Consider the following 26,777-nt stretch of genomic DNA (forward strand, 5'->3'; position numbering starts at 1 on the left):
TTATACCTAAATATTATTTAAATATAATGTATAGTTTAATCTAATGTCTTGTTTTTTGGATATCATTTTATTTATGCTTTATAATATTCTTTGTATGCATTTATTGTTTTAAATAGGTACTATTGAAGGGTATTAATTATACGCCTGAGAATAGGTAAATTATTGCTCTGTTGGTCATAATAGAGTTTTATCAAGTATAATGATAAGTAATACATAAATTGATCCACATTATTTAGGAGCTGAATCTATGCCATCTTATTTAAACAGGCAAGCGATCCGTTATCCCATCTACGCATTATTGGGTGTATCTTTATTAATCATCGGAGTTCTTGCTTATTATAATTGGATATTTGCAATAGTAGCTTCTTTGCTTTTTGGCATTCTTTTCTTTCTAATATTAAAAATTGAATATGGAATACAAAAAGAAACGGAAATCTATATTTCCACTCTTTCCTATCGATTAAAAAAAGTGGGGGAAGAAGCTCTATTAGAAATGCCTATAGGTATACTGCTTTTCAACGAGGATTATGTGATTGAATGGACCAACCCTTATATGGCTAAGTGTCTACAGGAAGATACCCTCGTTGGAAAAAACATTTCAGAGGTTGCAGAACCTTTAATACCTTTAGTTAAGAGAGAGGAAAGCGAAGATATTGTAGCAATTTATAATCGCAAATTTCGAATTGTTCATAAGCCGGAGGAAAGATTGCTTTATTTCTTCGATGTTACAGAGCAAACAGAAATTGAAAAAATGTACGAAGAAGAGCGAACTGTCATTGGAATTATCTATCTGGATAACTATGACGATGTGACACAAGGTATGGATGATCAACGAAAAAGCAGCTTAAATAGCTTTGTAACCTCTTTATTAAATAATTGGGCTAAAGAATATGGAGTCTTTTTAAAGAGAATTTCATCTGATCGGTTTATCGCTATTTTTAGCGAAAGCATTCTTAACCACCTGGAGAAAACAAAATTTTCTATACTGGATGATGTACGGGAAACAACAGCCAAGCAAAATGTTCCATTAACATTGAGTATAGGTGTGGGGAGCGGAGTATCGGCATTACCTGAACTGGGCAGCATTGCTCAATCAAGTCTTGATCTGGCTCTGGGAAGAGGTGGAGATCAGGTCGCCATTAAGCTCCCAAATGGAAAAGTGAAATTTTATGGTGGCAAAACAAATCCTATGGAGAAGAGAACTAGAGTCCGTGCACGGGTAATTTCACATGCACTGCGTGATTTGATAGTTGATAGTGATAAAGTCATTGTAATGGGACATAAGTTTCCGGATATGGATGCTATTGGTTCGTCCTTAGGGATATTAAAAATTGCTGAAATGAATAACCGTGAAGGATATATTATCCTAGACAGAAGTGAATTAGATTCAAGTGTTAAACGACTTCTAACCGAAGTGAAGCAAAAGCCTGAGTTGGACTCCAGATTTATATCACCTGAAATTGGCGTTGAATTAATAACCGATAAAACATTACTTGTTATTGTAGATACTCATAAGCCAAGCATGGTTATTGAGGAAAAACTGGTTTCCCGGACTGAGAAAATCGTGGTGATTGATCATCACAGGCGCGGCGAGGAATTTATAGATAATTCTATCCTGGTTTATATGGAGCCATATGCATCATCTACAGCCGAGTTAGTAACGGAGCTTATCGAATACCAGCCGAAGCGTGTAAAGGTGGGTATGCTGGAAGCAACTGCTTTGCTGGCGGGTATTATAGTAGATACAAAATCATTTACATTTAGAACGGGTTCCAGAACTTTCGATGCAGCTTCTTTTTTAAGAGGCCATGGTGCAGACACAGTCCTTGTACAAAAGCTTCTTAAGGAAGATGTAGATACTTACTTAAAGCGGGCAAAGCTGATTGAGGATGTTTATTTTTATCATAAAGGGATTGCTATTGCTCATGGTGATTTAAATGAATTTGCTGATCAGGTGTTGATTGCCCAGGCTGCAGATACATTGTTAGCAATGGATGAAGTAATTGCATCCTTTGTGTTATCACCAAAATCAGAAACTAGCATTGGCATAAGTGCAAGATCTCTTGGCGACATAAATGTTCAGGTTATTATGGAACGTTTAGGAGGCGGAGGGCATCTTACAAATGCGGCAACTCAACTAGATGACATTTCAATGGAAGAAGCAGAGCAAATGTTGAAAGATGCAATTGATGAGCTATATGAAGGAGGCACAAACACATGAGAGTAATATTTTTAAAAGATGTTAAAGGAAAAGGAAAAAAAGGTGAAATTAAAAATGTTGCAGATGGGTATGCACATAATTTCCTTTTGAAACAAGGATTAGCTGTAGAAGCAACTGGCAGCAATATGAAAACACTAGAAATTCAAAAAAATAAAGAAGTACAACTCGCAGCTGAGGAACTCGAAAATGCAAAAAAATTAAAAGAGCAATTAGAAAAGCTTACGATTGAATTAAAAGCGAAGACTGGAGAAGGTGGCAGAATCTTTGGATCCATTACCAGCAAACAGATTGCTGATGAATTACAAAAACAGCATAAGCATAAAATTGATAAACGTAAAATCGAATTAGAAGACGCAATTCGCTCTCTCGGCTACACAAAAGTTCCGGTTAAGCTCCATCATGAGGTAACTGCTACTTTAAATGTTCATGTGAAAGAACAATAAAATATTTTCCCAGGAAATAATTTTCCCGAAAAAGTGATGAAAAGCTTGTTAGCTGATTTCATCACTTTTTTTTAGTATGATAGAAGTTACTAATGCAAATGAAAGTTAAAATAAATAATTTCCTGTACCTATTCTCTTCATTTCCATATACAATAGAATAGCAATCCATTTTAATTGCTAATAAAAAAATATAATTACGTTTAAATATATAAAGGGGGTTTGCCGAATGAATGAGCTCTTTACTGATTTGGTTCCACCACAAAATGTTGAGGCGGAACAAGCGGTTTTAGGAGCAATTTTTCTTGTGCCTTCCTCTTTAATACTTGCCTCTGAGATTTTGATACCTGAGGATTTTTATAGAAGTGCACACCAAAAAATCTTCATGGTTATGCTGAAGCTAAACGACAAAGGAAAGGCTGTCGATTTAGTTACAGTAACTGAAGAACTAAGTGCAACAAAGCAGCTTGAAGAGGTTGGGGGAGTTCCCTATTTAACAGAACTGGCGTCATCAGTACCTACCGCGGCCAATATAGAATATTATGCCCGAATCGTTGAAGAAAAGTCCGTTTTAAGAAGATTAATTAATACAGCAACTGGCATTGTACAAGATGGGTATTCTCGTGAGGATGAAGTGGAAAGCCTCTTGGGTGAAGCCGAAAAAAGCATTATGGAAGTTGCCTCCCGAAAAAATGCCGGAGCCTTCCACAACATTAAAGATGTTTTAGTTCGCACCTATGACAATATTGAGTTGCTTCATAACCGAGTAGGAGATGTAACTGGAATACCTACCGGCTTTAATGACTTGGATCACATGACAGCAGGCTTCCAGCGCAATGATTTAATTATTGTTGCTGCCCGTCCATCTGTTGGTAAAACAGCCTTCGCTCTTAATATTGCCCAAAACGTTGCAACAAAAACGGATGAAAATGTTGCGATTTTCAGTCTGGAGATGGGTGCAGAACAATTGGTCATGCGTATGCTTTGCGCAGAAGGTAATATAAATGCTCAAAACCTTAGAACAGGATCTCTGACAGACGAAGATTGGCGCAAATTAACACTAGCAATGGGAAGCTTATCAAATGCGGGTATATTTATAGATGATACTCCGGGTGTCCGAATTAGTGAAATCCGTTCAAAATGCCGCCGTTTAAAGCAAGAACATGGACTTGGCATGATCCTGATTGACTATCTCCAGCTTATTCAGGGGAATGGCAGATCAGGCGAAAACAGACAACAGGAAGTATCAGAAATTTCCCGTTCCCTTAAGGCCCTGGCAAGGGAGCTAGAAGTTCCAGTTATCGCTCTTTCCCAGCTTTCTCGTGGTGTAGAGCAACGTCAGGACAAGCGTCCGATGATGTCTGATATCCGTGAGTCAGGAAGTATTGAGCAAGATGCTGATATTGTAGCCTTCCTATACAGGGAAGATTATTATGATAAAGAAACAGAAAACCAAAATGTTATTGAAATTATCATTGCGAAACAGCGTAATGGCCCGGTTGGAACGGTTCAATTGGCATTTGTGAAGGAATACAATAAGTTCGTTAATTTAGAAAGAAGATTCCAGGATGATGCCATCCCTTCTGGAGCATAATAGTCTATAGACCCACCAAACCAGGGTGGGTTTATTTTTATTACAATTATACACGAACATATTTTACTATTTTCGTATAAATGTTCGTGTATTCCTTGAAATTAGTCGATGTAATTGATACACTTAATTTGTTTGTTATGCCAAAGTGCAAGATGTTGGTAAATTAGTGGAGGTGTAAAGAATGTCTTCAGTCGTAGTAGTAGGTACACAGTGGGGAGACGAAGGTAAAGGAAAGATTACAGATTTCCTTTCAGAAAACGCAGAAGTAATTGCCAGATATCAAGGTGGAAATAATGCGGGACATACAATTAAATTTAATGGTGAAACATATAAGCTTCATTTGATTCCCTCCGGTATATTCTATAAGGATAAGATATCAGTAATTGGAAATGGTATGGTCGTTGACCCTAAAGCACTTATTGAGGAGCTTACTTATCTGCACGATCGTGGGATTTCCACAGATAATTTACGTATCAGCAATAGAGCTCATGTGATTCTTCCTTATCATCTGAAACTTGATGAAGTAGAGGAAGAGAGAAAAGGAAGTAATAAAATCGGTACTACTAAAAAGGGAATTGGCCCGGCTTATATGGATAAGGCAGCACGTATAGGTATCAGGATTGCCGATTTATTAGATAAAGAAGTATTTGAAGAGAAGCTGACAAGAAATTTGGAAGAGAAAAACCGTATGCTGGAACGTTTTTATGAAACTGAAGGCTTTACGATGGATGACTTTTTCGAAGAATATTATGAATATGGACAGCAAATTAAACAATATGTATGTGATACCTCTGTTGTTTTAAATGACGCCTTGGATGAGGGGCGCCGTGTTTTATTTGAAGGAGCACAAGGGGTAATGCTTGATATTGATCAGGGAACTTACCCATTTGTTACATCCTCGAACCCAGTTGCGGGCGGAGTGACAATCGGTTCCGGAGTCGGACCATCTAAAATCAATCATGTAGTGGGTGTATGTAAAGCCTACACAACACGTGTTGGAGATGGGCCATTCCCTACCGAGCTTGATAACGAAATCGGTAATCAAATTCGTGAAGTAGGAAGAGAATATGGAACTACTACGGGACGTCCGCGAAGAGTAGGTTGGTTCGATAGCGTTGTTGTCCGCCATGCGCGCCGTGTTAGTGGAATCACCGATCTTTCTCTTAACTCAATTGATGTTTTAACAGGTATCGAAACATTAAAAATCTGTGTTGCTTATCGACACGATGGAAAAGTATTGGAGGAGTTCCCGGCAAGTCTGAAGATATTGGCTGAATGTGAGCCAATCTATGAAGAACTGCCAGGCTGGACAGAAGATATCACGGGTGTGAAGACATTGTCTGACCTGCCTGCCAATGCACGTACTTATCTAGAAAGAGTATCTCAGTTAACAGGTATTCCATTATCAATCTTTTCTGTAGGACCGGACCGTAATCAAACGAATATAATCCGCAATCCATACGGTATATAAAAATAACTGGCTGACAGGCGAAAGCGTTTGTCAGCCTTTTGATAATTAATCATGATTACTAGCATATTTCATATAGAATCTGAGGATTAGATAATAGTCTAATCCTTTTTGGTATTCACTGCTGTATATATTTGGAATACCATTTTAAAAAGATGACCTGTTTCAATAGAAATGGTAAAGTAGGATTAGGATAGTTTAGCAAAATCGTGACTCGCAGATGTCATTAATATATACATTTTATTATATAAAAGGGAGAACTAGACAATGGATAAAAAGATACTGGTTGTTGATGACGAAAAGCCTATTGCAGATATATTACAGTTTAACTTGAAAAAAGAAGGATTTGATGTGTATTGTGCCTATGACGGTAATGATGCCATTAAAATGGTGGAAGAACTTCAGCCAGATTTGATCTTATTAGATATCATGCTACCGCAACAGGACGGAATGGAAGTTTGCAGGGAAGTGCGGAAGAAATATGATATGCCAATAATTATGCTGACGGCAAAGGATTCCGAAATAGATAAAGTGCTTGGTCTGGAACTGGGAGCAGATGATTATGTGACAAAGCCGTTCAGTACCCGTGAATTAATTGCACGTGTAAAAGCGAATTTACGCAGGCAAAAACATGCTGCCAATCAACAGGAAGATAACGAGGAAACAAATGAAATTACGATTGGCAATCTAGTGATACACCCTGATTCTTATATGGTATCCAAAAGAGGTGACACCATTGAATTAACCCATAGGGAATTTGAGTTGCTCTTTTATCTCGCTAAACATATAGGCCAGGTAATGACAAGGGAGCATCTTCTGCAGACAGTATGGGGATATGATTACTATGGAGATGTCAGAACAGTTGATGTAACCGTTCGACGTCTACGTGAAAAAATAGAAGATAATCCAAGCCATCCTGCATGGATTGTTACAAGAAGAGGAGTTGGGTACTACCTCCGTCATCCTGAACAGGAGTAAAAATTATGAGAAAAGTTGGTTTCTTTAAATCGATTTATTTTAAATTTGTACTGATTTATGTGCTGCTTATTTTAGTTGCCATGCAAATTATCGGAGTTTATTTTGCACAGGGGCTTGAACAGCAGCTATTGGAGAATTTTAAGAGCTCTATTCAAGAGCGGGTAACCATTCTTTCCTATAGTTTAGAAAAAGAAATAACGGAAACCCGCAAAGTTGAAGATCCCACCTTAATAGAGGATATTAAGACAACATTGGAGGGTTATTCCTCTGGGGATATAACGGAGATACGAGTAATGGATCAGGATTCAAAAATTATTGGTACATCTGATCCGGAGAAACAAGATATAATAGGGAGCCGTTCAACTGAAAAGCTTGTTGACAGGGCAAATAATCAAGGAACGCCTCAAACAGAAATAAGAATCGATTCACAGACAGGAAAAAGAATTCTCCTCTGGTCAGAACCGATTTTGAGTGACGGACAAATTATAGGGAATTTATATCTGAATACGAAAATAGAGAATGTCTATTCCCAATTAAAACAAATTAATACGATAATGGCGAAGGGAACGATTATTTCTCTTGCAGTCACAGCCTTTTTAGGAATATTACTGGCTCAGACCATTACACGGCCTATATCCGACATGCGCAAGCAAGCTTTAGCGATGTCACGTGGTAACTTTTCAAGAAAAGTTAAGGTATATGGATACGATGAAATTGGTCAGCTTGCTATCACGTTCAATAGTTTAACTAAAAAGCTGCAAGATGCACAGGCGACAACTGATGCAGAGAAAAGGAAGCTCTCTTCTGTATTGACTAATATGACAGATGGCGTGCTAACAACAGATCGCGTGCTAACAACAGATCGCAGAGGCCGAGTCATTTTGATTAACGATACAGCACTATCAATGCTGAAAGTTTCACGTGAAACGTCATTATCTAAGCCAATTACAGAGGTATTAGGATTAGAGGACACGTACACTTTTGATCAATTATTGAGTGAGAAGGAGTCCATTATCCTTAATTACAGCAATGAAAAGAAATTGCTTTATTTGAGAGCGAATTTCTCTGTTATTCAAAGAGAAACAGGCTTTATTAATGGGTTAATTGTTGTTCTTCATGATATTACCGAGCAAGAAAAAATCGATGAAGAGAGAAGAGAATTTGTTGCGAATGTTTCCCATGAGCTTAGAACACCGCTGACAACCATGAGAAGCTATCTAGAGGCTCTGGCAGATGGCGCCATGGAAGATAAAGAGCTTGCTCCGCGTTTTCTGAACATAGCTCAAACAGAAACAGAGCGGATGATCAGATTGGTTAATGATCTCTTGCAGCTCTCAAAGCTCGATAATACAGACTATAAGCTTTCTACAACATGGGTTGATTTTGGCCGTTATTTCCACCGAATTATCGATCGTTTTGAAATGTCTAAATCACGAAATGTCACTTTTAAACGTTTAATTCCATCTGAGCCAATTGGTGTAGAAATAGATGAGGATAAAATTACTCAAGTACTCGATAATATCATATCGAATGCATTGAAGTATTCACCTGAGGGTGGACAAGTTACATTTAAACTGCAAGTAATCGGACAATTTGTGGAAATTAGCATTAGGGATGAAGGAATGGGTATTCCGAAAGAAAATGTAGCTAAGATATTTGAAAGATTCTACCGTGTAGATAAAGCCAGATCAAGAAAGATGGGCGGTACAGGTTTAGGTCTCGCGATAGCTAAGGAAATGATTGAAGCACATAAGGGGCATATTTGGGCTTCTAGTGAGGAAGGGAAGGGGACTACCATTTTCTTTACTCTCCCTTATGAAACATTACAAGAGGATGATTGGGAATGAGCTGGGAAGGATTTAAAAATATCTTATTGGTGTCCCTCATTTTGATAAGTGGCCTTTTGACCTGGTCATATTGGTTTTATCAGCCAACCTATAACGAGACAGAGAAAACAAACTATGTTCAGGAGAAAATCTTCAGTAATCTTGAACCGGATGAAGTCGTAAAACCAACAAAAATGATTTATCACAAAGATAATTTATCCTATGGAACTTACTCTGAGGAAATGATTACACATGCAATTAATTCCATCAAAAAATGGAATTTGTTTAACTTCCAGGATCAATCATCAAAGTATAAAAATACAGCTGCAATCAAAAAGTTTAGCGAGAAGGATGGATTCATTGAATTGATATTTAATGATATTGTTCCGCTGTCTTTTTATAAAAACTATTTAAAAATAGAAGATAATGAGCTGCCAAATGTTAATTTTGACAGGGTTATTATTCATACCGATAATGATTCTATCTACTTTGTTTCTAGTGAAAAGAAAACAGTCATTGAAGCATCCGTTGATAAAGATTTGATTGAAGACTTCACACAAGAGTACGCGAGGGTTGAAAATCTAAAACCCTACACAAAGCTAAAACTATCAGAAAATAACTCAATCCTGGTTCCTTCCGGCGAAATAAAAGTAAGTAAATATGATTTTCTAACAAAAGCTACTGATGTGAAAAGCTTTAAGGAAGCTCTGTTTATCAGACCAAGCACTGTTAAGCAGGAAGGGGATATCTATACCGATGGATTGAGTATAATGAAAAAGAACCCAAAAACATCAAATATTGAATACAAAAATCTTGTTGTCGGTGCCAAAGATGAGAAAAAGCTGGAAACTCATATATTGCAAAGCAGCATAGAATTTATCAATATTCATGCCGGTTGGGATACACGCCACCGGTATGTGTCATTAGATGAGTTTAGCAGAGAAGTCGCTTTCCGTTTATATATTGATGGACTTCCTGTATTTAATGAGGAAGGTATGACTGAAATTCACCTGGAATATGGAACTCAAAATGTGAAGAGATATGAACGTTCCTATTTTAATCTTGTGGATGAGCCCTTGGATCAAAGCACAGTTACTCTTCCTTCTGCAAATGAAGCTTTAAAGTCCTTCAAAATCGATAAGGGTAAACAATATGATGCAGATAAACTTACGGATATGACTGTCGGCTATAAGCTAATTCATAATGATAATTCAGGCACGACTCTTTTGGGATTAAAACCTGTCTGGTACTATCAGTATGATGGCAGCTGGGTAGATATTTCTGAAGAGGATTTAGGAGGACCTATGGATGGATTGGAATAAAACAAAAGGTTTATTCATTGTGGTGTTTCTAATTCTGGACGTATTCCTCTTATATCAGTTCCTGGATTTTAGGGCAGCAAAGCTTGAAATCAATAAGGATTCGGAATCAACCATTGAAGATAGACTAAAGGCTGAGGGTATCAAGTATCATGTAGGGACTCAGGTAAGAGTAAGTGAAAAGACGATAAGTGCTAAGCCTAAGGAATTCAGTAAAGAGGAATTAAATACCCTCAAAAATCAAACCTTTATTATTGATAATAAAAGAACCATTCGATCGACACTGGATAAACCAATTAAAATTGGTACTGGTGAAGGGAAATATTTTGAGCTAGAAAGTTTCATTAACAAAAATGTATACTCGGGTGATGAGTATGAATTCTGGCGTAAAGAAGATGGGACAATAACATATTATCAAACCTACAAAAGCCGTTTACTTTTTAATAATAAAAACGGTGCCTTAATATTTAAGCTTAATGAAAATGATGAAGTAATTTCGTATATTCAAACACACCTCGATGATATTGAGGAATTTAATGAAAACCAAGAGATTAATCCGCCGATTCAAGCAGTAGAAAGTCTGTTAAATGGAGGATACTTGTCATCTGGAAGTGAAGTTTCAAAGGGTAAGCTTGGTTTTTATACACTAATAGAAGTATCAGAATCAAAAGTACTTGTCCTTGTGCCAACATGGCATTTTACAGTAAATAAGCAAGAGGATTATTTCGTAAATGGTATTGAAGGACAAGTACTGAATACAGAAGAAGGAAATGTAACGGAGTGAGGAAGAATGTCGATGAAATTTAGCGTTCTAGCCAGTGGAAGCACGGGGAATTCACTCTATGTGGAATCAGGAGAGCATTCATTTTTAGTGGACGCTGGTTTAAGCGGCAAAAAAATGACCGAGCTATTAAATAAAATTGATAAAAGGCCTGAAGACTTGTCAGGAATTTTTGTGACGCATGAACACAGCGACCATATAAAAGGGCTTGGAATTTTGGCTCGTAAATATAAGCTGCCTATTTATGCTAATGCCAACACATGGAGAGCGATGGATGGGTTAATTGGAGAAATTCCTACAGATTTGAAATTTGAATTCGGGATGGAGACTGTTAAATCATTTGGCAACCTTGATGTAGAGTCCTTTGGTGTTTCGCACGATGCGGCAGAGCCGATGTTTTATGTATTTCATCAGGATGGCAAGAAGCTGGTGACAATTACAGATACAGGGTATGTAAGTGATCGAATGAAGGGCATTATTAAAAATGCAGATGTGTACATCTTTGAGAGCAATCATGATGTAAGTATGCTCCGCATGGGGAGATATCCATGGAGTGTAAAACATCGGATACTAAGCGATGTAGGCCATGTTTGCAATGAGGATGCTGCTATAGCCATGAGTGAAGTTGCGGGTGACCGGACCAAACGATTTTATCTGGCTCATTTAAGTAAGGACAATAATATGAAGGATCTGGCACGTATGTCTGTCAGTCAAACACTTGAAACAAAAGGAATCAGAGCGGGAGAGCAATTTAGCCTGTATGATACGGATCCTGACGAACCAACTGAATTAATACATGTTTAACAGAGGAGGTTTCCTCTGTTATTTTTTTAGGTAATATATATAATGTTGGTAAAGTTTGGAGAATACACACAAGTTCTTAAACATATCATTAAACTCTGCAACTAGAATTTTCCTTTCAATGCTGTTTTTGTTTATAAAATGGAAAACAACAAATACTAGACCTACATAAGTAAATAGTGAAGGGAATGTTGGCAAAATGGGCTATTATGATCAAGATTATAATCAGTCAGAACAGCAGCAGAATAAACGAAAAGGAAGTAAAGCTGGTTATTTTCTCTCCGGTTTAATCGGTGCTATTATTGGTGCATTATTAGTCCTTCTATTGACAGGCAACTTGAATAATAATGGATTAAATCAGAATACCAGTACAAATAACGGTAATGATACGTCCAAATTAACTCAAAATGTTTCTATGGATGTGACGACTGACGTCACTAAAGCTGTTGAAAAAACGGGAGACGCTGTAATCGGGATTACAAATATCCAAGGCTCCGACTTTTTCAATGAAACTCAGGAGGCAGGCACAGGCTCAGGAGTCATCTATAAAAAGGAGAATGGAAAAGCGTTTATCGTTACCAATAATCATGTGGTGGAAGGTGCATCTTCATTAGAGGTAACATTAGCTGATGGCACTAAAACTAAGGCAGAACTTTTAGGCAGTGACATATGGACAGATTTAGCCGTTATCCAAATAGATGATAAGGGTATTGATGTAGTTGCCGAATTTGGTAATTCTGATAAACTGAAAGCCGGAGAACCAGTTATTGCAATTGGTAATCCACTAGGTTTGAATTTCTCCGGATCCGTGACCCAAGGGATTATCTCGGGTTTGAACAGAACTATACCGATTGATGTGAATTCAGATGGTGTGGAGGACTGGAATGCGGAGGTAATTCAGACAGATGCAGCGATTAACCCAGGAAATAGCGGCGGTGCTTTAATTAATATAGGCGGCCAAGTGATTGGGATAAACTCCATGAAAATAGCCGAGTCATCCGTTGAGGGAATTGGATTATCGATTCCAAGCAATTATGCTATACCAATTATTGAGGATTTAGAGGCACATGGAAAAGTGAAACGTGCTTATATGGGAACTAGCCTTCGTTCCTTGAATGAAGTGACTAACTATCAGCGGCAGGAAACATTGAAATTACCTACTGGTGTGACAGAAGGTGTCGTCATTACAAGTATTGAACCAGGGTCTCCAGCCGCTAAAGCCGGATTAAAGGAGTTTGATGTCATTGTGGAGCTGGATGGAAAGAAAATCGCTAATGTTCCGGAGCTCCGTAAACATTTATATGTAAATAAGCAGATTGGCGATAAAATGAAAGTGACATACTATAGGAATGGACAAAAAGCGTCAACCGAAATGACATTGATTGAAGCTCAAATGTGATATAGTTAGGTACGAAAGCAGGGGATTTCAAATTCCCTGCTTTAAATATGCTGGCTCAAAATGAAGCAATATAACTAAAGACAACATGAAAAGGAGAATGAATATGAAAATTTATTGCTGTAAAGATCATGTAGAAGTTGGACTGGATACGATCGTGGATGAGACGGAAGTCCCTCCTTTTATAAATATGATTTCAGAGGAAGAAAATAAAGAAGTTACTAACAATTCTAAGGAATTCACCTGTGAATACTGTGGACAACCCGCTATATATATTGTGGCGAACTAATATTCGGGCACAATATGTGGACGGAGGTTGTGTATATGTGGATAACTTCTGTGGATAAAATGTTTGTAAAGTGAGGGTAACATGTGAATATCTCGGTAATAACTGTAGGTAAATTGAAGGAGAAATATTTAAAACAGGGTATCGAAGAATATGTAAAAAGATTATCGGCCTATGCAAAAATAGACATAATTGAAATACCCGATGAAAAAGCACCTGAAACATTAAGCGAGATGGAGATGCTGCAAGTTAAAGCAAAAGAAGGAGAGCGCATCCTCGCAAAAATTTCTGACGATACTCATGTTATTGCTTTGGCGATTGAGGGGAAAATGAAATCTTCTGAGGAATTGGCAGATACAATAGATAAACTCGCCACTTATGGGAAAAGCAAGATAGCCTTTGTCATAGGAGGATCACTTGGCCTTAGTAAAGACGTAATGAAACGGGCAAATGACACCCTATCTTTCTCAAAAATGACCTTCCCACACCAGCTGATGAGGCTAATTTTGGTGGAGCAGGTGTATCGGGCATTTCGAATTAATCGAGGGGAACCATATCATAAGTAAGATGTTTTATCTTACTATGTTTATAGACGTATATGAAAAGAAGCTTAGTCACAGTTAAAGACCAAGTGACTTCCTTTTGTATGGGAAGATTCATTGGGCAGTTAAGGAATTAAGAAGAGTTGAAAAAAGGTGATTTGTTTTTGAATTGTCTTAGATAGATGTATTTCAGAAAATATAAATTATGTATTCTGTCCTGCTTTAATGTTATAGTAAAAAAATAAAATATAAGTTAGAGGGACAGAGTTATGAAGAGGAAATGGGTGTTACGCTGGTCTGTTTTTATTCTTGGATTATTGGTATTAGCATTTGGTATATCACTAACCATTAAAGGGAAATTTTTAGGGATTGGACCATGGGATGTTTTTCATTATGGACTATTTACTAAATTCGGATTCACTATAGGAACTTGGTCGATCATAAGTGGATTATTGCTTTTGTTCATCAGTTCAATTTTCAATAAAGCATGGCCCCAAATAGGGTCCTTTCTGAATATGATGTTGCTTGGTTTATTTATTGATCTTTTTAATTGGATATTACCTAGTATTGATAATTTAGCAGGAGCAACAATTGCCTTTATCATAGGTGTTATTTTAATGGGATACGGTATTGGATTATACGTTTCTGCTGATTTTGGAGCAGGCCCTAGAGACAGCTTTATGTTATTAATTGTTGAAAAAATGGGGTGGAGTATCCCGTTGGTCAGAAATGGAATTGAAGTTATCGTTTTTCTCATTGGTTGGATGTTAGGAGGTCCTGTTGGGATTGGAACCTTGTTCATTGCGTTTGGATTGGGTCCAATTTTAGGCTTTTCTATTCCTCAATGTAAGAAGCTGATGGCCTATTTTCTTGATCAAAAGGACCAATTCATAACGACTTGAGCATATAGGTAGAAGCATCTTTCCATAAGGGGAATTTTGCAATTTTAGTACCTGGTTATTAAAGTGATACCAATAAAAGATATGGATCGGAATTACAAATCAAGCAAAAAGGATGTCCTGGCTTTAAGGGCATCCTTTTTGTATTTATCTAATCTTAATAGTTATCGAAGTATTGTTTTTGACTCAAAGTCCTATCGATCATGAAACAATTAAGATTAAAGCCATTATGATTAAGTTATATTAAATAACTCCTTGTGCAATCATGGCATCGGCTACTTTTTTAAAGCCTGCAATATTAGCGCCAACAACCAGATTGCCTGGGTGGCCATAGTCCTCAGCAGCCTTAACGCTCTCCTTGTAAATGGTAGTCATAATATCCTGCAATTTTGCATCGACTTCTTCAAACGTCCAGGATAATCGAGCGCTGTTTTGTGCCATTTCTAAGGCAGAAACGGCTACACCACCTGCATTGGCAGCTTTCGCTGGACCAAAGAGGATATGGTTATTTAAAAACACATCAATAGCTTCAGAGCTAGAGGGCATATTAGCGCCTTCGCCGACGGCTTTTAGTCCATTTGCAACCAGAAGTTTCGCTGATTTTTCGCTAATTTCATTTTGTGTGGCACATGGCAAGGCAATATCGCACGGTATGGACCAAATTCCGTAGCAACCTTTCGTATATTGTGCATGTGGGTGTTCTTCTACATATGCCGAGATTCTTTTCCTCTCAACTTCCTTTAGTCGTTTCACGGTTTCTAGGTTAATGCCGCTTGGATCGAAAATATACCCGTCAGAATCACTGCAGGCGACAACTTTTGCGCCTAATTGTGCAGCCTTTTCGATTGCATAAATGGAGACATTACCTGAACCGGATACGACCACTGTACTTCCCTTAAAGCTAAGCCCTTGTTCTTTAAGCATTTCTTGTACAAAGTAAACAGTGCCATATCCAGTAGCTTCGGTTCGAGTTAAGCTTCCGCCGTAACCAAGTCCTTTTCCTGTCAGAATACCCGCCTCATAGCCTCCGCGTATTCTCTTGTACTGTCCAAACAGAAATCCGATTTCTCGGGCTCCAACGCCAATATCACCAGCTGGTACATCTATATCTGGTCCGATATGTCTACTTAGTTCCGTCATAAAGCTTTGAGTGAATCGCATGATTTCTCCATCAGATTTCCCTTTAGGATCAAAGTCAGATCCACCTTTGCCTCCTCCAATCGGCTGACCGGTAAGAGCGTTTTTAAAAATCTGCTCAAAGCCGAGAAATTTAATAATACTTGCATTAACAGTAGGGTGGAATCTCAAGCCGCCTTTATAGGGGCCGATGGCGCTGTTATACTGTACACGGAATCCACGGTTTATCTGTACCTTGCCTTGATCGTCGACCCAAGGAACTCGAAAGGTTATCAATCTTTCTGGCTCTACAACTCTTTCAAGGATACTTTGCTCCATGTATTCTGGATGCCTAGCAAATAAAGGGACGAGTGAATCAAAGATTTCTTTAACAACCTGATGAAATTCTCTTTCATTAGGATTTCGCTTTTTGACTGTTTCAAATACTTCATTAACATAATTTTTTGCAGTAATTGTTTCTGTGTCTTTAAGCTCTGTCGATACAGTCATGCTGTTATAAGCCCTCCCTTAGGTGAATAGTAATTTAGTGTGTGTACTTTAGTCTAATAAAGAAATGATATACTAAATTATCTGATTCTTCAAATTTATAATAAAAATAAACCCAAACAATATAAAGGTAAATTAAGAAAAATAAATCAAGAGGATCATTTAGTATGCATGAAAAAAAGATTTTAAATAGAGATTGGCATCTTATTAGATAGGTTAGCGAAAGAAGGATGTTCAAATAGAAGTTACTGATAAAATTGTAGTTATTTGGTAATTAGCTATTAATAATTCTGATATAATACAAATATAGGAAAAAGAGAGGGGTCATTATTTGCAAAGTATCATCAGAAAAATTAATGAGCAAGATGAATTTATTAGAGCGAGTATCTATATTTTTGGTGGATTTTTAATAGTGTTAGCTGGGTATGGGATTGGTCGTTTAATTGGAATGATAACATTCTAAAACAATTTAATCATAGTAAATGGTAAATTTGGAGCAGGGGAGTAGATTGAATGAATCAATTTCTGCAGATGGGAGCCAACACCGTTTTAAGCTCTCCAAAAGGTAATGTTACTGTTAGCTACGAAATTTCTAATTCAATAGATATTTCTTTAACAGCTTTTCTTTTAACAGATTCAGATAAGGTACAAGGAGATAGTGGGATTATATTTTATAATCAACCAGAGAGTGCATCCGGTGTAGCTACCCTTCTGCCATCTGAAAATCTAGGTAATACTAAAGTTCAAGTAATTAATTTTGACATGAGTAAGGCTCCAAAAGATATTACTAAAATAGCTATAACTCTTACAGAGGATAATAGTACGGGATTTTCAAATGTAAAGAATTTGAAGGCCGAGATACGTACCGATAATACGGTCATTCAATTAACCCCTTCCAGTTTCACAAATGAAAATGGGATTGTGGTGTTAGAATTATATCTAAGGAACGGTCAGACGAAGGCAAAATCAATCTGGCGTGGGTTTGATTCTGGACTTGAAGGTTTATGTAAAAATTACGGTGTTGAGGTTGAATCTGATGTGCAAAACAAGCCTTCTGAGCCTAAAACTGCTCAAAAACAAGAATCAAAAGAACAAATTAAGACTCCAATTGCTCCTGGAAAAAATACAGTATCATCGATAAACCTTGAAAAGGTAAAAGGGAATATAAGTCTCGACAAGGGCCAGAAGTCAGTAATCATCGAGAAAACACCAATCATTACTGCTACGGTATCCTGGAAGACCGGGACAGATTATGATATTTATGCACTAGTTTATACGAAGGACGGCAGACAGATAGATGTAGCTATGTTTGGAGCGGAGGGAACGCCTCCCCTCAGGAGTTTTGGCAATGGTGCAGTGGAACATATGGGAGACGTTAGAAGAAATAGCGGATCGTCTAAAACAGAAGTAATTAAATTGAGGTTAAATGATGATATTCTCGCTATTGTTCCTGTAGTTTATTCTGCCCAGTCAAATGGAACAGGCTCATTCTACAGATACAAGGTGTCCATGAGTATAGATAACCATAATGGAACTTCCGTTACCATATCAGCGAAGAATGCAAATAATAATGATACAATCTATTCTTGTGTGCCAGGAATACTACATAATACGCCAGAGGGAGTTATTATAAGCCCACTGGAACTTTACAGTGCACCAAATTCGGAGCATAGACCTAAACTTATTATGGGTTCTTCAGATATGGTGGAAGTTATAATGGATAAAGGACCAAGAAATGATTACAAGTAGAATATTTAATTGAGAAAAGGCTTATAAAGGAAGAACCTACATCCCATGGAATGTAGGTTCTTATGCGTTAACCAACGAAGATAGAGAGAATCATTGTGAAGCAATTTCTAATACTTTAGAGAATCGTCATCCATAAAAGCTTATATTTTAATGCAGGACAGTATCATAAGGAAATAATCAGACCGAACTAAACTAATTACAAGGTTTCGGCGTGTAGTTAGCACCAAACAATAATCCGATATGGGGTCGTATGGGCAGGGATGCTTTTTGTAGCTGGTCCATAGATGACGATGAGATTTCGATTTCCGATATTTTTTGAAAATGGCTGCCCATTTCTTAAGATGATAGGAGTGTAAGGGGAGAGGTTTAATTGTAATTGACCGTCACGGCTCACCAGTTGGTTGTTAAAATAATCTACTTTAACATTTTGATCGTTATATTCCTTTACAATGATAAGAGCCCGATATTGTGGCGGGTAAATCAATGGTACTGGTACATCCCCGTCATAATAGCCAGTAATTTTATCACCAAGGCCTACAATTGCCTGTTCTACAAAGTAAGTAGTCGGAGATATGATGAAATTAACTATTCCATTATTTCCATCTTCAACTGTAATTTGTTTAAAACAGCCCTCTGATTCCCCGTTTTGTCCCATCATAAAATCATTCATGTCGGTTACAATACCTCGAAATGACATTAAATTCACGGCATTATTCCTTTCCTGAAAAATTAAGTTTTATAGTCTTTACGGTTAATCCTAATTGATAAAATCATCATAAATAATACTGACTCTACCTATTCAATTTATGTGTCATTGCCCAGAAAGGTGAATGCAAGGAATTCAAACTTTGGACTATGAGATAAATACTTAGCATTATAGGGAGGAAGCGCGGATGCATACCTTTAGTCTTATTAACCGTTGCGTATTATACTGAGGAAGAGAACTTCAACGTTGATTTTGAAAGGAGATTCTAATCATGGCACAGACATTAAAAGGGAAGATTGCGTTTATCACTGGTGGAGCTAGAGGGATTGGTAAAGCGACAGCAGTTGCACTGGCTAAAGAGGGTGTAAACGTTGGTTTGCTTGCAAGGTCAGAGGAAAATCTTAAAAAGGCAGCTGCTGAAATAGAAAGTTTAGGCGTAAAAGTAGCTTATGCAACAGCTGATATTTCATCAAAGGAACAGGTAGAAGCAGCGATTGAAGTGTTAACAACTAATTTGGGCACTGCTGATATTTTAATTAATAATGCTGGTATCGCTACTTTCGGGACAGTTTCGGAGATGGATCCCGAGGAATGGAAAAGGATCATAGATATAAACTTAATGGGTACTTATTATGTAACACGAGCGGTACTACCCCAATTAATCGAAAAGAATGGCGGAGATATCATTAATGTTTCTTCCACGAGTGGATTAAATGGAGCAGCTACATCCAGTGCTTACAGTGCCTCAAAATTCGCGGTGATTGGCTTTACCGAATCACTTGCGCAGGAGGTTCGCCGTAATAATATTCGTGTATCAGCTTTGGCACCTAGTACAGTTGCTACAGATTTGGCTCTCGACCTCGATTTAATTAAAGAAAACAATGATTCGAAATTTATTCAGCCTGAGGATCTTGCGGAATTTATAGTCGACCAATTAAAATTGAATCCTCGTGTTTACGTGAAAACAGCGAGTTTCATTGCAACAAATCCATTTTAATGAACCATAAACTGATATAGGTAAATGGAATGAAGAAAGAAGGCAGAAATCGGCCTTCTTTTTTCTCATCTAATAAGTTTTTTACGGTTAGAGTATATCGATAAATCGTTTGAATGCTTGCTTTCCTTCATGAGTCCGTTTAAATACACCGGCATCCTCTAAACATCTCAGGAATTTGGAACCGACTGCCTGAGAGATAATCATTTTTACGGATTCAGGAGTGATTTCTTTTCCGTTAACTACTTTTAGTTCTTCAGCCCAGGCTTGGTGATAGTCTGCCACTTCATTGCGTTGATTGAGCAGATATTTTTCAACCTCAATAAGCTCCTTTTGTAAGCGGGCCGGCAATACAGCAAGACCCATAACTTCTATTAAACCAATATTCTCTTTTTTGATATGGTGAACATCCTGGTGAGGGTGGAAGATTCCTAATGGATGCTCTTCACTTGTTCGATTATTGCGAAGAACAAGATCAAGCTCGAACTGGCCATCTCGCATTCTTGCAATCGGTGTTATGGTGTTATGACGAGTATCTCCGGAAAAGGCTACGAGATCAATCTTGGGATCACTAAAATGAATCCACTTTTGGAGTATTCGATCAGCTGCACCTGCAACTTCCTCCAGACGAGCTCCTTTTATACGAATTACGGACATAGGCCATTTCACGATATGTGCAGAAATAGAAGGGAACCCTTTAATGGAGAAAGTTACTTCTTCCTTTGCTCGGGCCATTGCAAACTCATATCGCCCACCTTGATAATGGTCATGGGTTAAAATAGATCCCCCCACAATAGGGATATCTGCATTAGATCCCAAGAAATAATGCGGAAACTTTTTAACAAACATCAGCAAATTGGTGAACGTTTGGAAATTAATTTTCATATCACGATGTTGGTCTGATAACAGAATGCAGTGCTCATTATAATATACGTATGGTGAGTACTGTAAATACCACGATTCCTCCCCGAGTGGAATCTGGACCATACGATGGTTGGACCTGGCAGGATGATTTAACCGTCCTGCGTATCCTTCATTCTCAATACAAAGGAGACAAGTTGGATAATTGGATGTAACAGGTTTCAGCTCGCGCTCCAATGCAATTTGTTTAGGATCCTTTTCAGGTTTTGATAAATTGATTGTTATATCCAGTGCTCCATAATCTGTATCAACCGTGTAACTAATGTTTTTCGCAATCTGTTTAGTTTGGATATAGTTGCTATTCTGGCTTAACTCATAAAAATACTTGGTTGCTTCCTCTGGACATTCTTTATACTTTTGATGAAATGTACGATTTAGCTCTGAAGGTTTTGGCATAAATACATTCATTACCTTGGCCTTTAAAATATCTTTATTGACTATTAAATCCTCAATAATCTCAGTCCTAACAGCATAATCAGCGATAATATCCAATAAATCCGGGATCGACAGCTCGTTCTTTACTGGATGTTCTGAAAAGCCATCTAAATGAATCAGTGACAATATCTGATTTCTGGCGTATATTTCATCTGCTGAATCAAGCATTTGTAAACTTTTAGCCTGATCCAAAAGTTGTTGAACTGCTGCATAGATCTCCATGATATCTTCCCCTTTTAATCAATTTAACTACTTATCTCCATAGCCGTTTGGATGGGCCTGATGCCAATTCCAGGCATCCGTAATAATGTTTTGGATGGACGTCCGCTTCGGTCTCCAGCCCAAAATGCGCTCGGCTTTTTCAGAAGAGGCAATCAGCGTACTTGGATCACCGGCTCTTTTAGGGGCAATTTTAGCAGGCAGCTCGTGGCCTGTTACTGCTCTGGCTGCTTCCACAATCTCCTTGACTGAAAAACCTTTGCTGCTGCCAAGATTAAAAATATTACTTTCTCCGCCATTTTGAAGATACTTCAAGGCTAAAATATGAGCATCGATTAAGTCCTCAACATGAATATAATCACGGATACATGTGCCATCCTCCGTTGGATAATCATCTCCGAAAATGGAAATAGATTCTCGCTGTCCCAATGCTACTTGCAGTACTACTGGAATTAAGTGTGTTTCTGGATGATGGTCTTCACCAATTTCCCCGGTTGAACGGGCACCGGCGACGTTAAAATAACGGAGCGACACATAATTCATGCCATAGGCTGTATCACACCACTTCATCAATTTCTCCATTGTCAGTTTTGTCTCACCGTAGGCATTGGTTGGATTTGTCTGCATTTCCTCCGTAATCGGTGTTTTATTCTGCTCTCCATATGTAGCTGCGGTAGAGGAGAAGACTATATGCTTAACATTGTACTCGTTCATCACTTCAAGCAGTACCTGGGTCCCATATACATTATTACGGAAATACTCGAGCGGTTTTTCCATAGATTCTCCAACAAGTGAATAGGCAGCAAAATGAAGTACAGCGTCTACTTTTTCCTTCGTAAACACCTCGCGTAAAAAGTCCTTGTCTCGGATATCTCCTTGATAAAATTTTGCCTTTGGATGTATAGCCCCTTTATGGCCTGTTTGTAAATTATCAACCACTACTGTGTCGTAACCTTCATCGATTAGTTGGTATACGGCATGGGAACCAATATAACCAGCCCCACCAAGAACTAAAGTACTCATACAATCGCCTCCGTTATAATTTCCTTTGTCCCATCACCAATGCTGGCAACATAAAAATCTGCCTCATATCCGATTTTTTGTTTAAACGCATCTCCGACTTCCTGAATGAAACGTTCGATATGAGCTGATTGAACCAGTGCAATCGCGCAACCTCCAAAACCGGCTCCCGTCATTCTGGAGCCAACGGTACCTTCTTGCTGCCAGGCTGCTTCCACTAATGCGTCCAGCTCCGGTCCAGTTACCTCGTAATCATCCCTAAGTGAAATATGGGACTCGTTCATATAGATGCCAAACTGGACTAGATCACCTGCCTGTAAAGCTTGAAAGGCTTTTTTTGTACGCTCATTTTCATAAACTGCATGGCGTGCCCGTTTTTCAAGAGTGGAGTCACCAATGACAGCTTTATGTTGATCAAAAAGATCGATAGATAGTTCTCCAAGTGAAGATATATCAGTTGCTGTTTGCAGTTTTGCAAGTGCTGCTTCACACTCGCTTCGGCGTTCGTTATATTTTGAATCTGCCAGTTCTCTTCGTTTATTCGTATTCATGATGATAATCTGATGATCTGCTATATCAAATGGGGCATATTCATAGCTTAGAGTCTGACAATCTAGCAATATAGCTGATTTTGCTTTTCCCATTCCAATCGCAAATTGGTCCATAATACCGGAGTTTACTCCAATAAACTGGTTTTCCACCTTTTGTCCAATCTTTACTAACTCGATGCGATTTATCTCCAATTGAAAGACTTCATTTACCATTACGCCAATTAAAACTTCAAGTGAAGCAGAGGAAGAAAGGCCAGCTCCATTCGGAATATTGCCGTATATGAGAATATCAAGGCCGTTCGGCAGGTCGTTTCCATTCTCAGCTATATATCGAAGTACACCCTTAGGGTAGTTCGCCCATTGATGGGATGGGTCATAATCCAGATCATCTAAAGAAAACTCAATCATCCCGACCTCTTTGAAATTCAGTGAATATAGCCGAACGGTGCGGTCTTTGCGCAGTCGTACTAAGCCATATGTTCCATAGGTGATGGCAGATGGGAAAACATACCCGCCATTGTAATCAGTATGCTCACCGATCAGGTTGATTCGGCCAGGTGAAAAAAAGGTACGAATCTTATCATTCATACTTCCTGAGAAAACACTGTGAAATGCAGATAATAGTTTTTGATGCTCCATATTGGTCACTTCCCTCTAAATTTTAGGTAAAGCTTTTTATAATTAATGAATCGTACAGTCTGTCTTTATACAAGAGTATATTTCCTATTTTTGAAAGCGTATCCAGTTTTATTGTAATAAAAATTGGTAAACGGAGTCAATTAATTTTACTAAAATTTTTACTAAACAGTTTGCCATGCAAAAAAGCGCACATTTATTTGTGCGCTTTACTTGGAGCTTCCTCTTATTTTAAGTTGTGTAGCAATACTTACTTTTTTCGAAATTTGTCTTCCAGATAACTGCTCAAGCAATAAATCGACTGCCGTTTCACCCATTAATTCGGTATAGACCTTAACCGTGCTTAAGGGGGGAGACATATATTTTGAAATGCTAATATCATTTACTCCAACAATACTAACTTGATCCGGAACGCGGACACCTGCATCTTGAAGGGCCCGTAATGCTCCAACCGCTATAGAATCATTTCCAGCAAAAAAGGCTGTAGGGATCTCATCTGGATGATCCTTGATTGCTTGTTTCATCAGGTGGTATCCATCATCAACTGAAAACTTGCCTTCATACACATAAGCTTCCTGATAGAGACCCATGTCCGATAGAAATCGTTCAAAACTAATTCTTCGAGGATCGTCGATTTTGGAAGTGTGGTCCTTATAAATTTCCCGCCCACCTAAGTAACCAATTTTAGTGTGTCCTTGATCCAGAAAATATTGAAGAATATTTCGTGTGGCTTTTTCGAAATCAACTATAACAGAATCGAATTGATCGTCATTAGGTGAACTATCTACAAAAACAAGGTTACTTGACACACTCTTTAGTTCCTCAGCCTGGTTTTCGCTGAATTTACCAATTGCGATAATCCCTTGAAATCCTTCATTTTGGAGGGAACGCAAATGCTCTATAGAAAAATTAGTGAACTTCATATTGTGGTATTCCAGGCGCTTTTCCACGCCAAGTCTGATTGCCATATAATAAAGATCGTCTAATTCCTCTTTTTCAGTATACCAATTCACGATTCCTACTTTATACGTGCTAGGTTTGCGTTTAGGTTTTTTTTGATAGTCTAATTCTTCAGCCGCTTCAAAAATCCTTTTTTTCGTCTCATCACTGACTGATAAAGAGTCGTCGTAATTAAGTACTCTTGAAACGGTCGCAATCGAAACTCCAACCATATTTGCGATATCCTTAATCGTGGCCATTGGACAGCTCCCCCTTTCTTTTCTAAAAGTAAAACCCGATTATTTTAGCGCTTTCAGTATACTATACTTTTTAGTAAATTTCTTTAGATTATTTTCGTTTTATTAAGGAAAGGTGTAAGGGGTGGAAGTATGAAATACCTAAAATATAGATAGCTATTTCCGATTAATCATGATAATAATCCCTTGATTCTTTTTGAAAGATATTAATTTATTTTCGATATATTTAGTAAATAAATTGATTAATTTACTAAAATTTATTATGATACCCATGAAAACGTTTTTATAATAAGTCAGCAGGGGGAAATTATTGTGCAGTGGTATATCATACTATCTTTTATTCTCTTTACGGGTGTAGTTGCCTACTATACATTTTCAAAATTGAGGAAAGAAAAGGTTAAAGGAAAAGTATCTAAGGATAATTATTTCTTAGGTGGGAGAAGTTTAACATGGGGCGTTATTGGGATGTCCCTACTATTAACGAACCTAAATGCCACACAATTCGTTGGAATGAGTGGGCAATCCTTTGCGGGGAATATGAGTAATATGGCTTATGAAGTTACGTCCGGATTCGTTTTGGCGTTAGTAGCTATTTATTTACTTCCACGTTATTTAAAACAAGGAATCACAACTATTCCTGAATTTCTGGAAGATCGGTATGACAGTCAAGTTAAATCGTTTGTGTCGATATTATTCTTGTTGGGATATGTGTTAAACATGCTGCCAACGACCCTTTATTCGGGAGCCATAGCATTAAGCCAAATGTTCGACGTTGAAAGCACTTTTCATATCAGCTATGAGGCTGGCATTTGGATTATGGTTTGGTTGATCGGAATAATCGGCTTCTTCTATGCAATATTGGGTGGATTGAAAGCGGTTGCGATTTCAGATACGTTTAATGGAGTTGCTTTGGCCATTGGCGGTCTATTAGTTCCGATTTTTGCGTTGCTTACTTTAGGAGACGGCAGCATATCTCAAGGATTTTCACAATTTGTTGCAGCGACTCCTGAAAAGTTTAATGCGATTGGTACCAATCAAGATGTTGTCCCATTTGGAGCGGCTTTAACGGGCCTTTTACTAGTGAACTTCTATTATTGGGGAACGGATCAATCTATTATTCAACGTGCCTTGGCGGCCAAGGATTTAAAAGAAGGACAAAAGGGGATTATGTTTGTCGGTTTAATGAAGATCTTTACACCGATTATTGTTATTATCCCTGGAATTATGGCATTTCAGATTATCGGTAATACGGGAGCTAACCCAGATACAATGTATTCGGCTCTTGTAACAGAAGTAATGCCGAAACCGTTGATCGGCTTGTTTGCAGCTGCCATGTTTGGATCTGTATTAAGTGTTTTCAATGGAATCTTAAATAGCGCGTCAACTTTATTTGCAATCAATGTGTATGCGCCAACCTTTGGAAAAAATAAATCTGATGAGGAAATAGTCAGGAAAGGGAAATGGTTCGGGGTCTTTATTGCTCTGATCTCGATGTTTATCGCGCCACTGATTATGTACGCACCAAGCGGATTGTTCCAATACTTACAGGTCATAAACGGGTTCTTCAATGTACCGATTTTCACGATTATCTTTATTGGTTATGTGACAAAGAGAGTTCCAGCTATCGCGGCTAAAATCTCCATAACCTTCTTTATTGCAACGTATGCAATCCTTCAGCTTGTAATTAAGCCAGAGATGAGCTTCTTGTATCAATTGGCTATCCTATTTGTTATCAGCTGCCTGCTCATGTTGATAATTGGTAAAATAAAACCAAGGGAAGAGGCATATATTCTTCCTAGCAGAAATCTTGTAAATCTGGAGCCATGGAGATATCGCCAGGAAGCTGCTTGGGGAATGATTTTCTGTGTCACTGCTTTCTATATCGTATTCTCGAAACTCGGACTCGCAAGTGAAACAGGCTTTGGTGTACATACTTGGGCTTGGCTTGCCGGAGCTGCTCTAATTTGTCTGATCGGTTTATTCGTCACCAAGAAAATCGGAAGTAGAACAAATACAGCTGAACCTTTAGAAAAAAGTACGATTAATAAAAAAGCATTGTAATACTAATTAAAAATCACCTTCCGATTCAGGAAGGTGATTTTTAATTATGGAATAAATTTAGTCATCATCTTTCAAATTAGGTGTCTGTTACTTTAGAGTACCTATACTAGGAAAT

Annotated in this window: 22 protein-coding genes; 16 read left to right on the top strand and 6 right to left on the bottom strand. The window is 38.0% G+C overall.

The features are described 5' to 3' along the window. Positions 1-247: 247 nt before the first annotated feature. The 13 genes from AC4D4B_RS06865 (at position 248) to AC4D4B_RS06925 (ending at position 14,554) form a co-directional block, all read left to right on the top strand. The gene (locus tag AC4D4B_RS06865; protein ID WP_490995176.1) at positions 248-2,221 is read left to right on the top strand and encodes a DHH family phosphoesterase; all 1,974 of its coding nucleotides are present in this window, start codon (positions 248-250) and stop codon (positions 2,219-2,221) included. Then, positions 2,218-2,664: a 50S ribosomal protein L9 gene (rplI, locus tag AC4D4B_RS06870; protein ID WP_490995175.1), complete on the top strand. Its 447-nt coding sequence runs from the start codon at positions 2,218-2,220 to the stop codon at positions 2,662-2,664. The genes AC4D4B_RS06865 and rplI overlap by 4 nt, the downstream gene beginning before the upstream one ends. Before the next feature lie 226 nt (positions 2,665-2,890). Further along, the gene (dnaB, locus tag AC4D4B_RS06875) at positions 2,891-4,255 is read left to right on the top strand and encodes a replicative DNA helicase (RefSeq protein ID WP_490995174.1); all 1,365 of its coding nucleotides are present in this window, start codon (positions 2,891-2,893) and stop codon (positions 4,253-4,255) included. A gap of 181 nt (positions 4,256-4,436) precedes the next feature. Beyond that, positions 4,437-5,726: an adenylosuccinate synthase gene (locus AC4D4B_RS06880; protein ID WP_490995173.1), complete on the top strand. Its 1,290-nt coding sequence runs from the start codon at positions 4,437-4,439 to the stop codon at positions 5,724-5,726. 264 nt (positions 5,727-5,990) lie between these two features. Then, the gene (yycF, locus tag AC4D4B_RS06885) at positions 5,991-6,701 is read left to right on the top strand and encodes a response regulator YycF (protein WP_490558485.1); all 711 of its coding nucleotides are present in this window, start codon (positions 5,991-5,993) and stop codon (positions 6,699-6,701) included. 5 nt (positions 6,702-6,706) lie between these two features. Next, a complete protein-coding gene (gene walK, locus AC4D4B_RS06890) occupies positions 6,707-8,548 on the top strand; it encodes a cell wall metabolism sensor histidine kinase WalK (RefSeq protein ID WP_490999505.1) in 1,842 nt (613 codons plus the stop codon). Then, positions 8,545-9,849 (top strand): YycH family regulatory protein, encoded by a 1,305-nt coding sequence (locus AC4D4B_RS06895; protein WP_490999506.1) that lies wholly within the window; start codon positions 8,545-8,547, stop codon positions 9,847-9,849. Before walK ends, AC4D4B_RS06895 begins: the two co-directional genes overlap by 4 nt. Continuing rightward, complete coding sequence (locus AC4D4B_RS06900; RefSeq protein WP_490999507.1) at positions 9,836-10,630, top strand: two-component system regulatory protein YycI; 795 nt, start codon at positions 9,836-9,838, stop codon at positions 10,628-10,630. Before AC4D4B_RS06895 ends, AC4D4B_RS06900 begins: the two co-directional genes overlap by 14 nt. 6 nt (positions 10,631-10,636) lie before the next feature. Further along, the gene (locus AC4D4B_RS06905) at positions 10,637-11,431 is read left to right on the top strand and encodes an MBL fold metallo-hydrolase (RefSeq protein WP_490999508.1); all 795 of its coding nucleotides are present in this window, start codon (positions 10,637-10,639) and stop codon (positions 11,429-11,431) included. A gap of 196 nt (positions 11,432-11,627) precedes the next feature. Next, positions 11,628-12,827: a S1C family serine protease gene (locus tag AC4D4B_RS06910; RefSeq protein WP_490999509.1), complete on the top strand. Its 1,200-nt coding sequence runs from the start codon at positions 11,628-11,630 to the stop codon at positions 12,825-12,827. A 103-nt stretch (positions 12,828-12,930) separates the two neighbouring features. Then, positions 12,931-13,113, top strand: a complete 183-nt coding sequence (locus AC4D4B_RS06915; protein ID WP_490995167.1) for a CxxH/CxxC protein — start codon at positions 12,931-12,933, stop codon at positions 13,111-13,113. 83 nt (positions 13,114-13,196) lie between these two features. After that, positions 13,197-13,676 carry a 23S rRNA (pseudouridine(1915)-N(3))-methyltransferase RlmH gene (gene rlmH, locus AC4D4B_RS06920; RefSeq protein WP_490995166.1) on the top strand — a complete coding sequence of 160 codons (480 nt, stop codon included), beginning with the start codon at positions 13,197-13,199 and terminating at the stop codon, positions 13,674-13,676. Between the two features lie 245 nt (positions 13,677-13,921). Next, positions 13,922-14,554 (top strand): YczE/YyaS/YitT family protein, encoded by a 633-nt coding sequence (locus AC4D4B_RS06925; protein ID WP_490999510.1) that lies wholly within the window; start codon positions 13,922-13,924, stop codon positions 14,552-14,554. A 240-nt stretch (positions 14,555-14,794) separates the two neighbouring features. On the opposite strand, the gene gdhA is transcribed toward AC4D4B_RS06925, so the two are convergent. Beyond that, positions 14,795-16,177, bottom strand: coding sequence for an NADP-specific glutamate dehydrogenase (gene gdhA / locus AC4D4B_RS06930; protein WP_490999511.1), 1,383 nt, complete (start codon positions 16,175-16,177; stop codon positions 14,795-14,797). 510 nt (positions 16,178-16,687) lie between these two features. On the opposite strand from gdhA, the gene AC4D4B_RS06935 reads away from it, so the two are divergent. Next, on the top strand, positions 16,688-17,923 hold the full coding sequence (locus AC4D4B_RS06935) for a TerD family protein (RefSeq protein ID WP_490999512.1): 1,236 nt from the start codon (positions 16,688-16,690) through the stop codon (positions 17,921-17,923). Positions 17,924-18,140: 217 nt separating this feature from the next. Here the strand turns inward: AC4D4B_RS06935 and AC4D4B_RS06940 are convergent, their stop codons facing one another. Continuing rightward, positions 18,141-18,620: a hypothetical protein gene (locus AC4D4B_RS06940; RefSeq protein WP_490999513.1), complete on the bottom strand. Its 480-nt coding sequence runs from the start codon at positions 18,618-18,620 to the stop codon at positions 18,141-18,143. A 280-nt stretch (positions 18,621-18,900) separates the two neighbouring features. On the opposite strand from AC4D4B_RS06940, the gene AC4D4B_RS06945 reads away from it, so the two are divergent. Further along, positions 18,901-19,626 (top strand): 3-ketoacyl-ACP reductase, encoded by a 726-nt coding sequence (locus AC4D4B_RS06945; RefSeq protein ID WP_490999514.1) that lies wholly within the window; start codon positions 18,901-18,903, stop codon positions 19,624-19,626. 87 nt (positions 19,627-19,713) lie between these two features. On the opposite strand, the gene galT is transcribed toward AC4D4B_RS06945, so the two are convergent. The 4 genes from galT to AC4D4B_RS06965 all read right to left on the bottom strand — a co-directional run bounded on the left by galT (position 19,714) and on the right by AC4D4B_RS06965 (position 24,604). Next, entirely contained in the window at positions 19,714-21,201 is a 1,488-nt protein-coding gene (gene galT, locus AC4D4B_RS06950) for a UDP-glucose--hexose-1-phosphate uridylyltransferase (protein WP_490999515.1), read from the bottom strand. A 27-nt stretch (positions 21,202-21,228) separates the two neighbouring features. Continuing rightward, positions 21,229-22,221 carry a UDP-glucose 4-epimerase GalE gene (galE, locus tag AC4D4B_RS06955; protein ID WP_490995160.1) on the bottom strand — a complete coding sequence of 331 codons (993 nt, stop codon included), beginning with the start codon at positions 22,219-22,221 and terminating at the stop codon, positions 21,229-21,231. Further along, positions 22,218-23,408 carry a galactokinase gene (locus tag AC4D4B_RS06960; protein ID WP_490999516.1) on the bottom strand — a complete coding sequence of 397 codons (1,191 nt, stop codon included), beginning with the start codon at positions 23,406-23,408 and terminating at the stop codon, positions 22,218-22,220. The genes galE and AC4D4B_RS06960 overlap by 4 nt, the downstream gene beginning before the upstream one ends. A 206-nt stretch (positions 23,409-23,614) precedes the next feature. Then, complete coding sequence (locus AC4D4B_RS06965; protein ID WP_490995158.1) at positions 23,615-24,604, bottom strand: LacI family DNA-binding transcriptional regulator; 990 nt, start codon at positions 24,602-24,604, stop codon at positions 23,615-23,617. Positions 24,605-24,913: 309 nt separating this feature from the next. Here AC4D4B_RS06965 and AC4D4B_RS06970 point away from each other — a divergent pair, with 309 nt between their 5' ends. Further along, the gene (locus AC4D4B_RS06970) at positions 24,914-26,662 is read left to right on the top strand and encodes a solute:sodium symporter family transporter (protein WP_490995157.1); all 1,749 of its coding nucleotides are present in this window, start codon (positions 24,914-24,916) and stop codon (positions 26,660-26,662) included. Positions 26,663-26,777: the final 115 nt, after the last annotated feature.

This window comes from Pradoshia sp. Z6_59, from assembly GCF_058267515.1.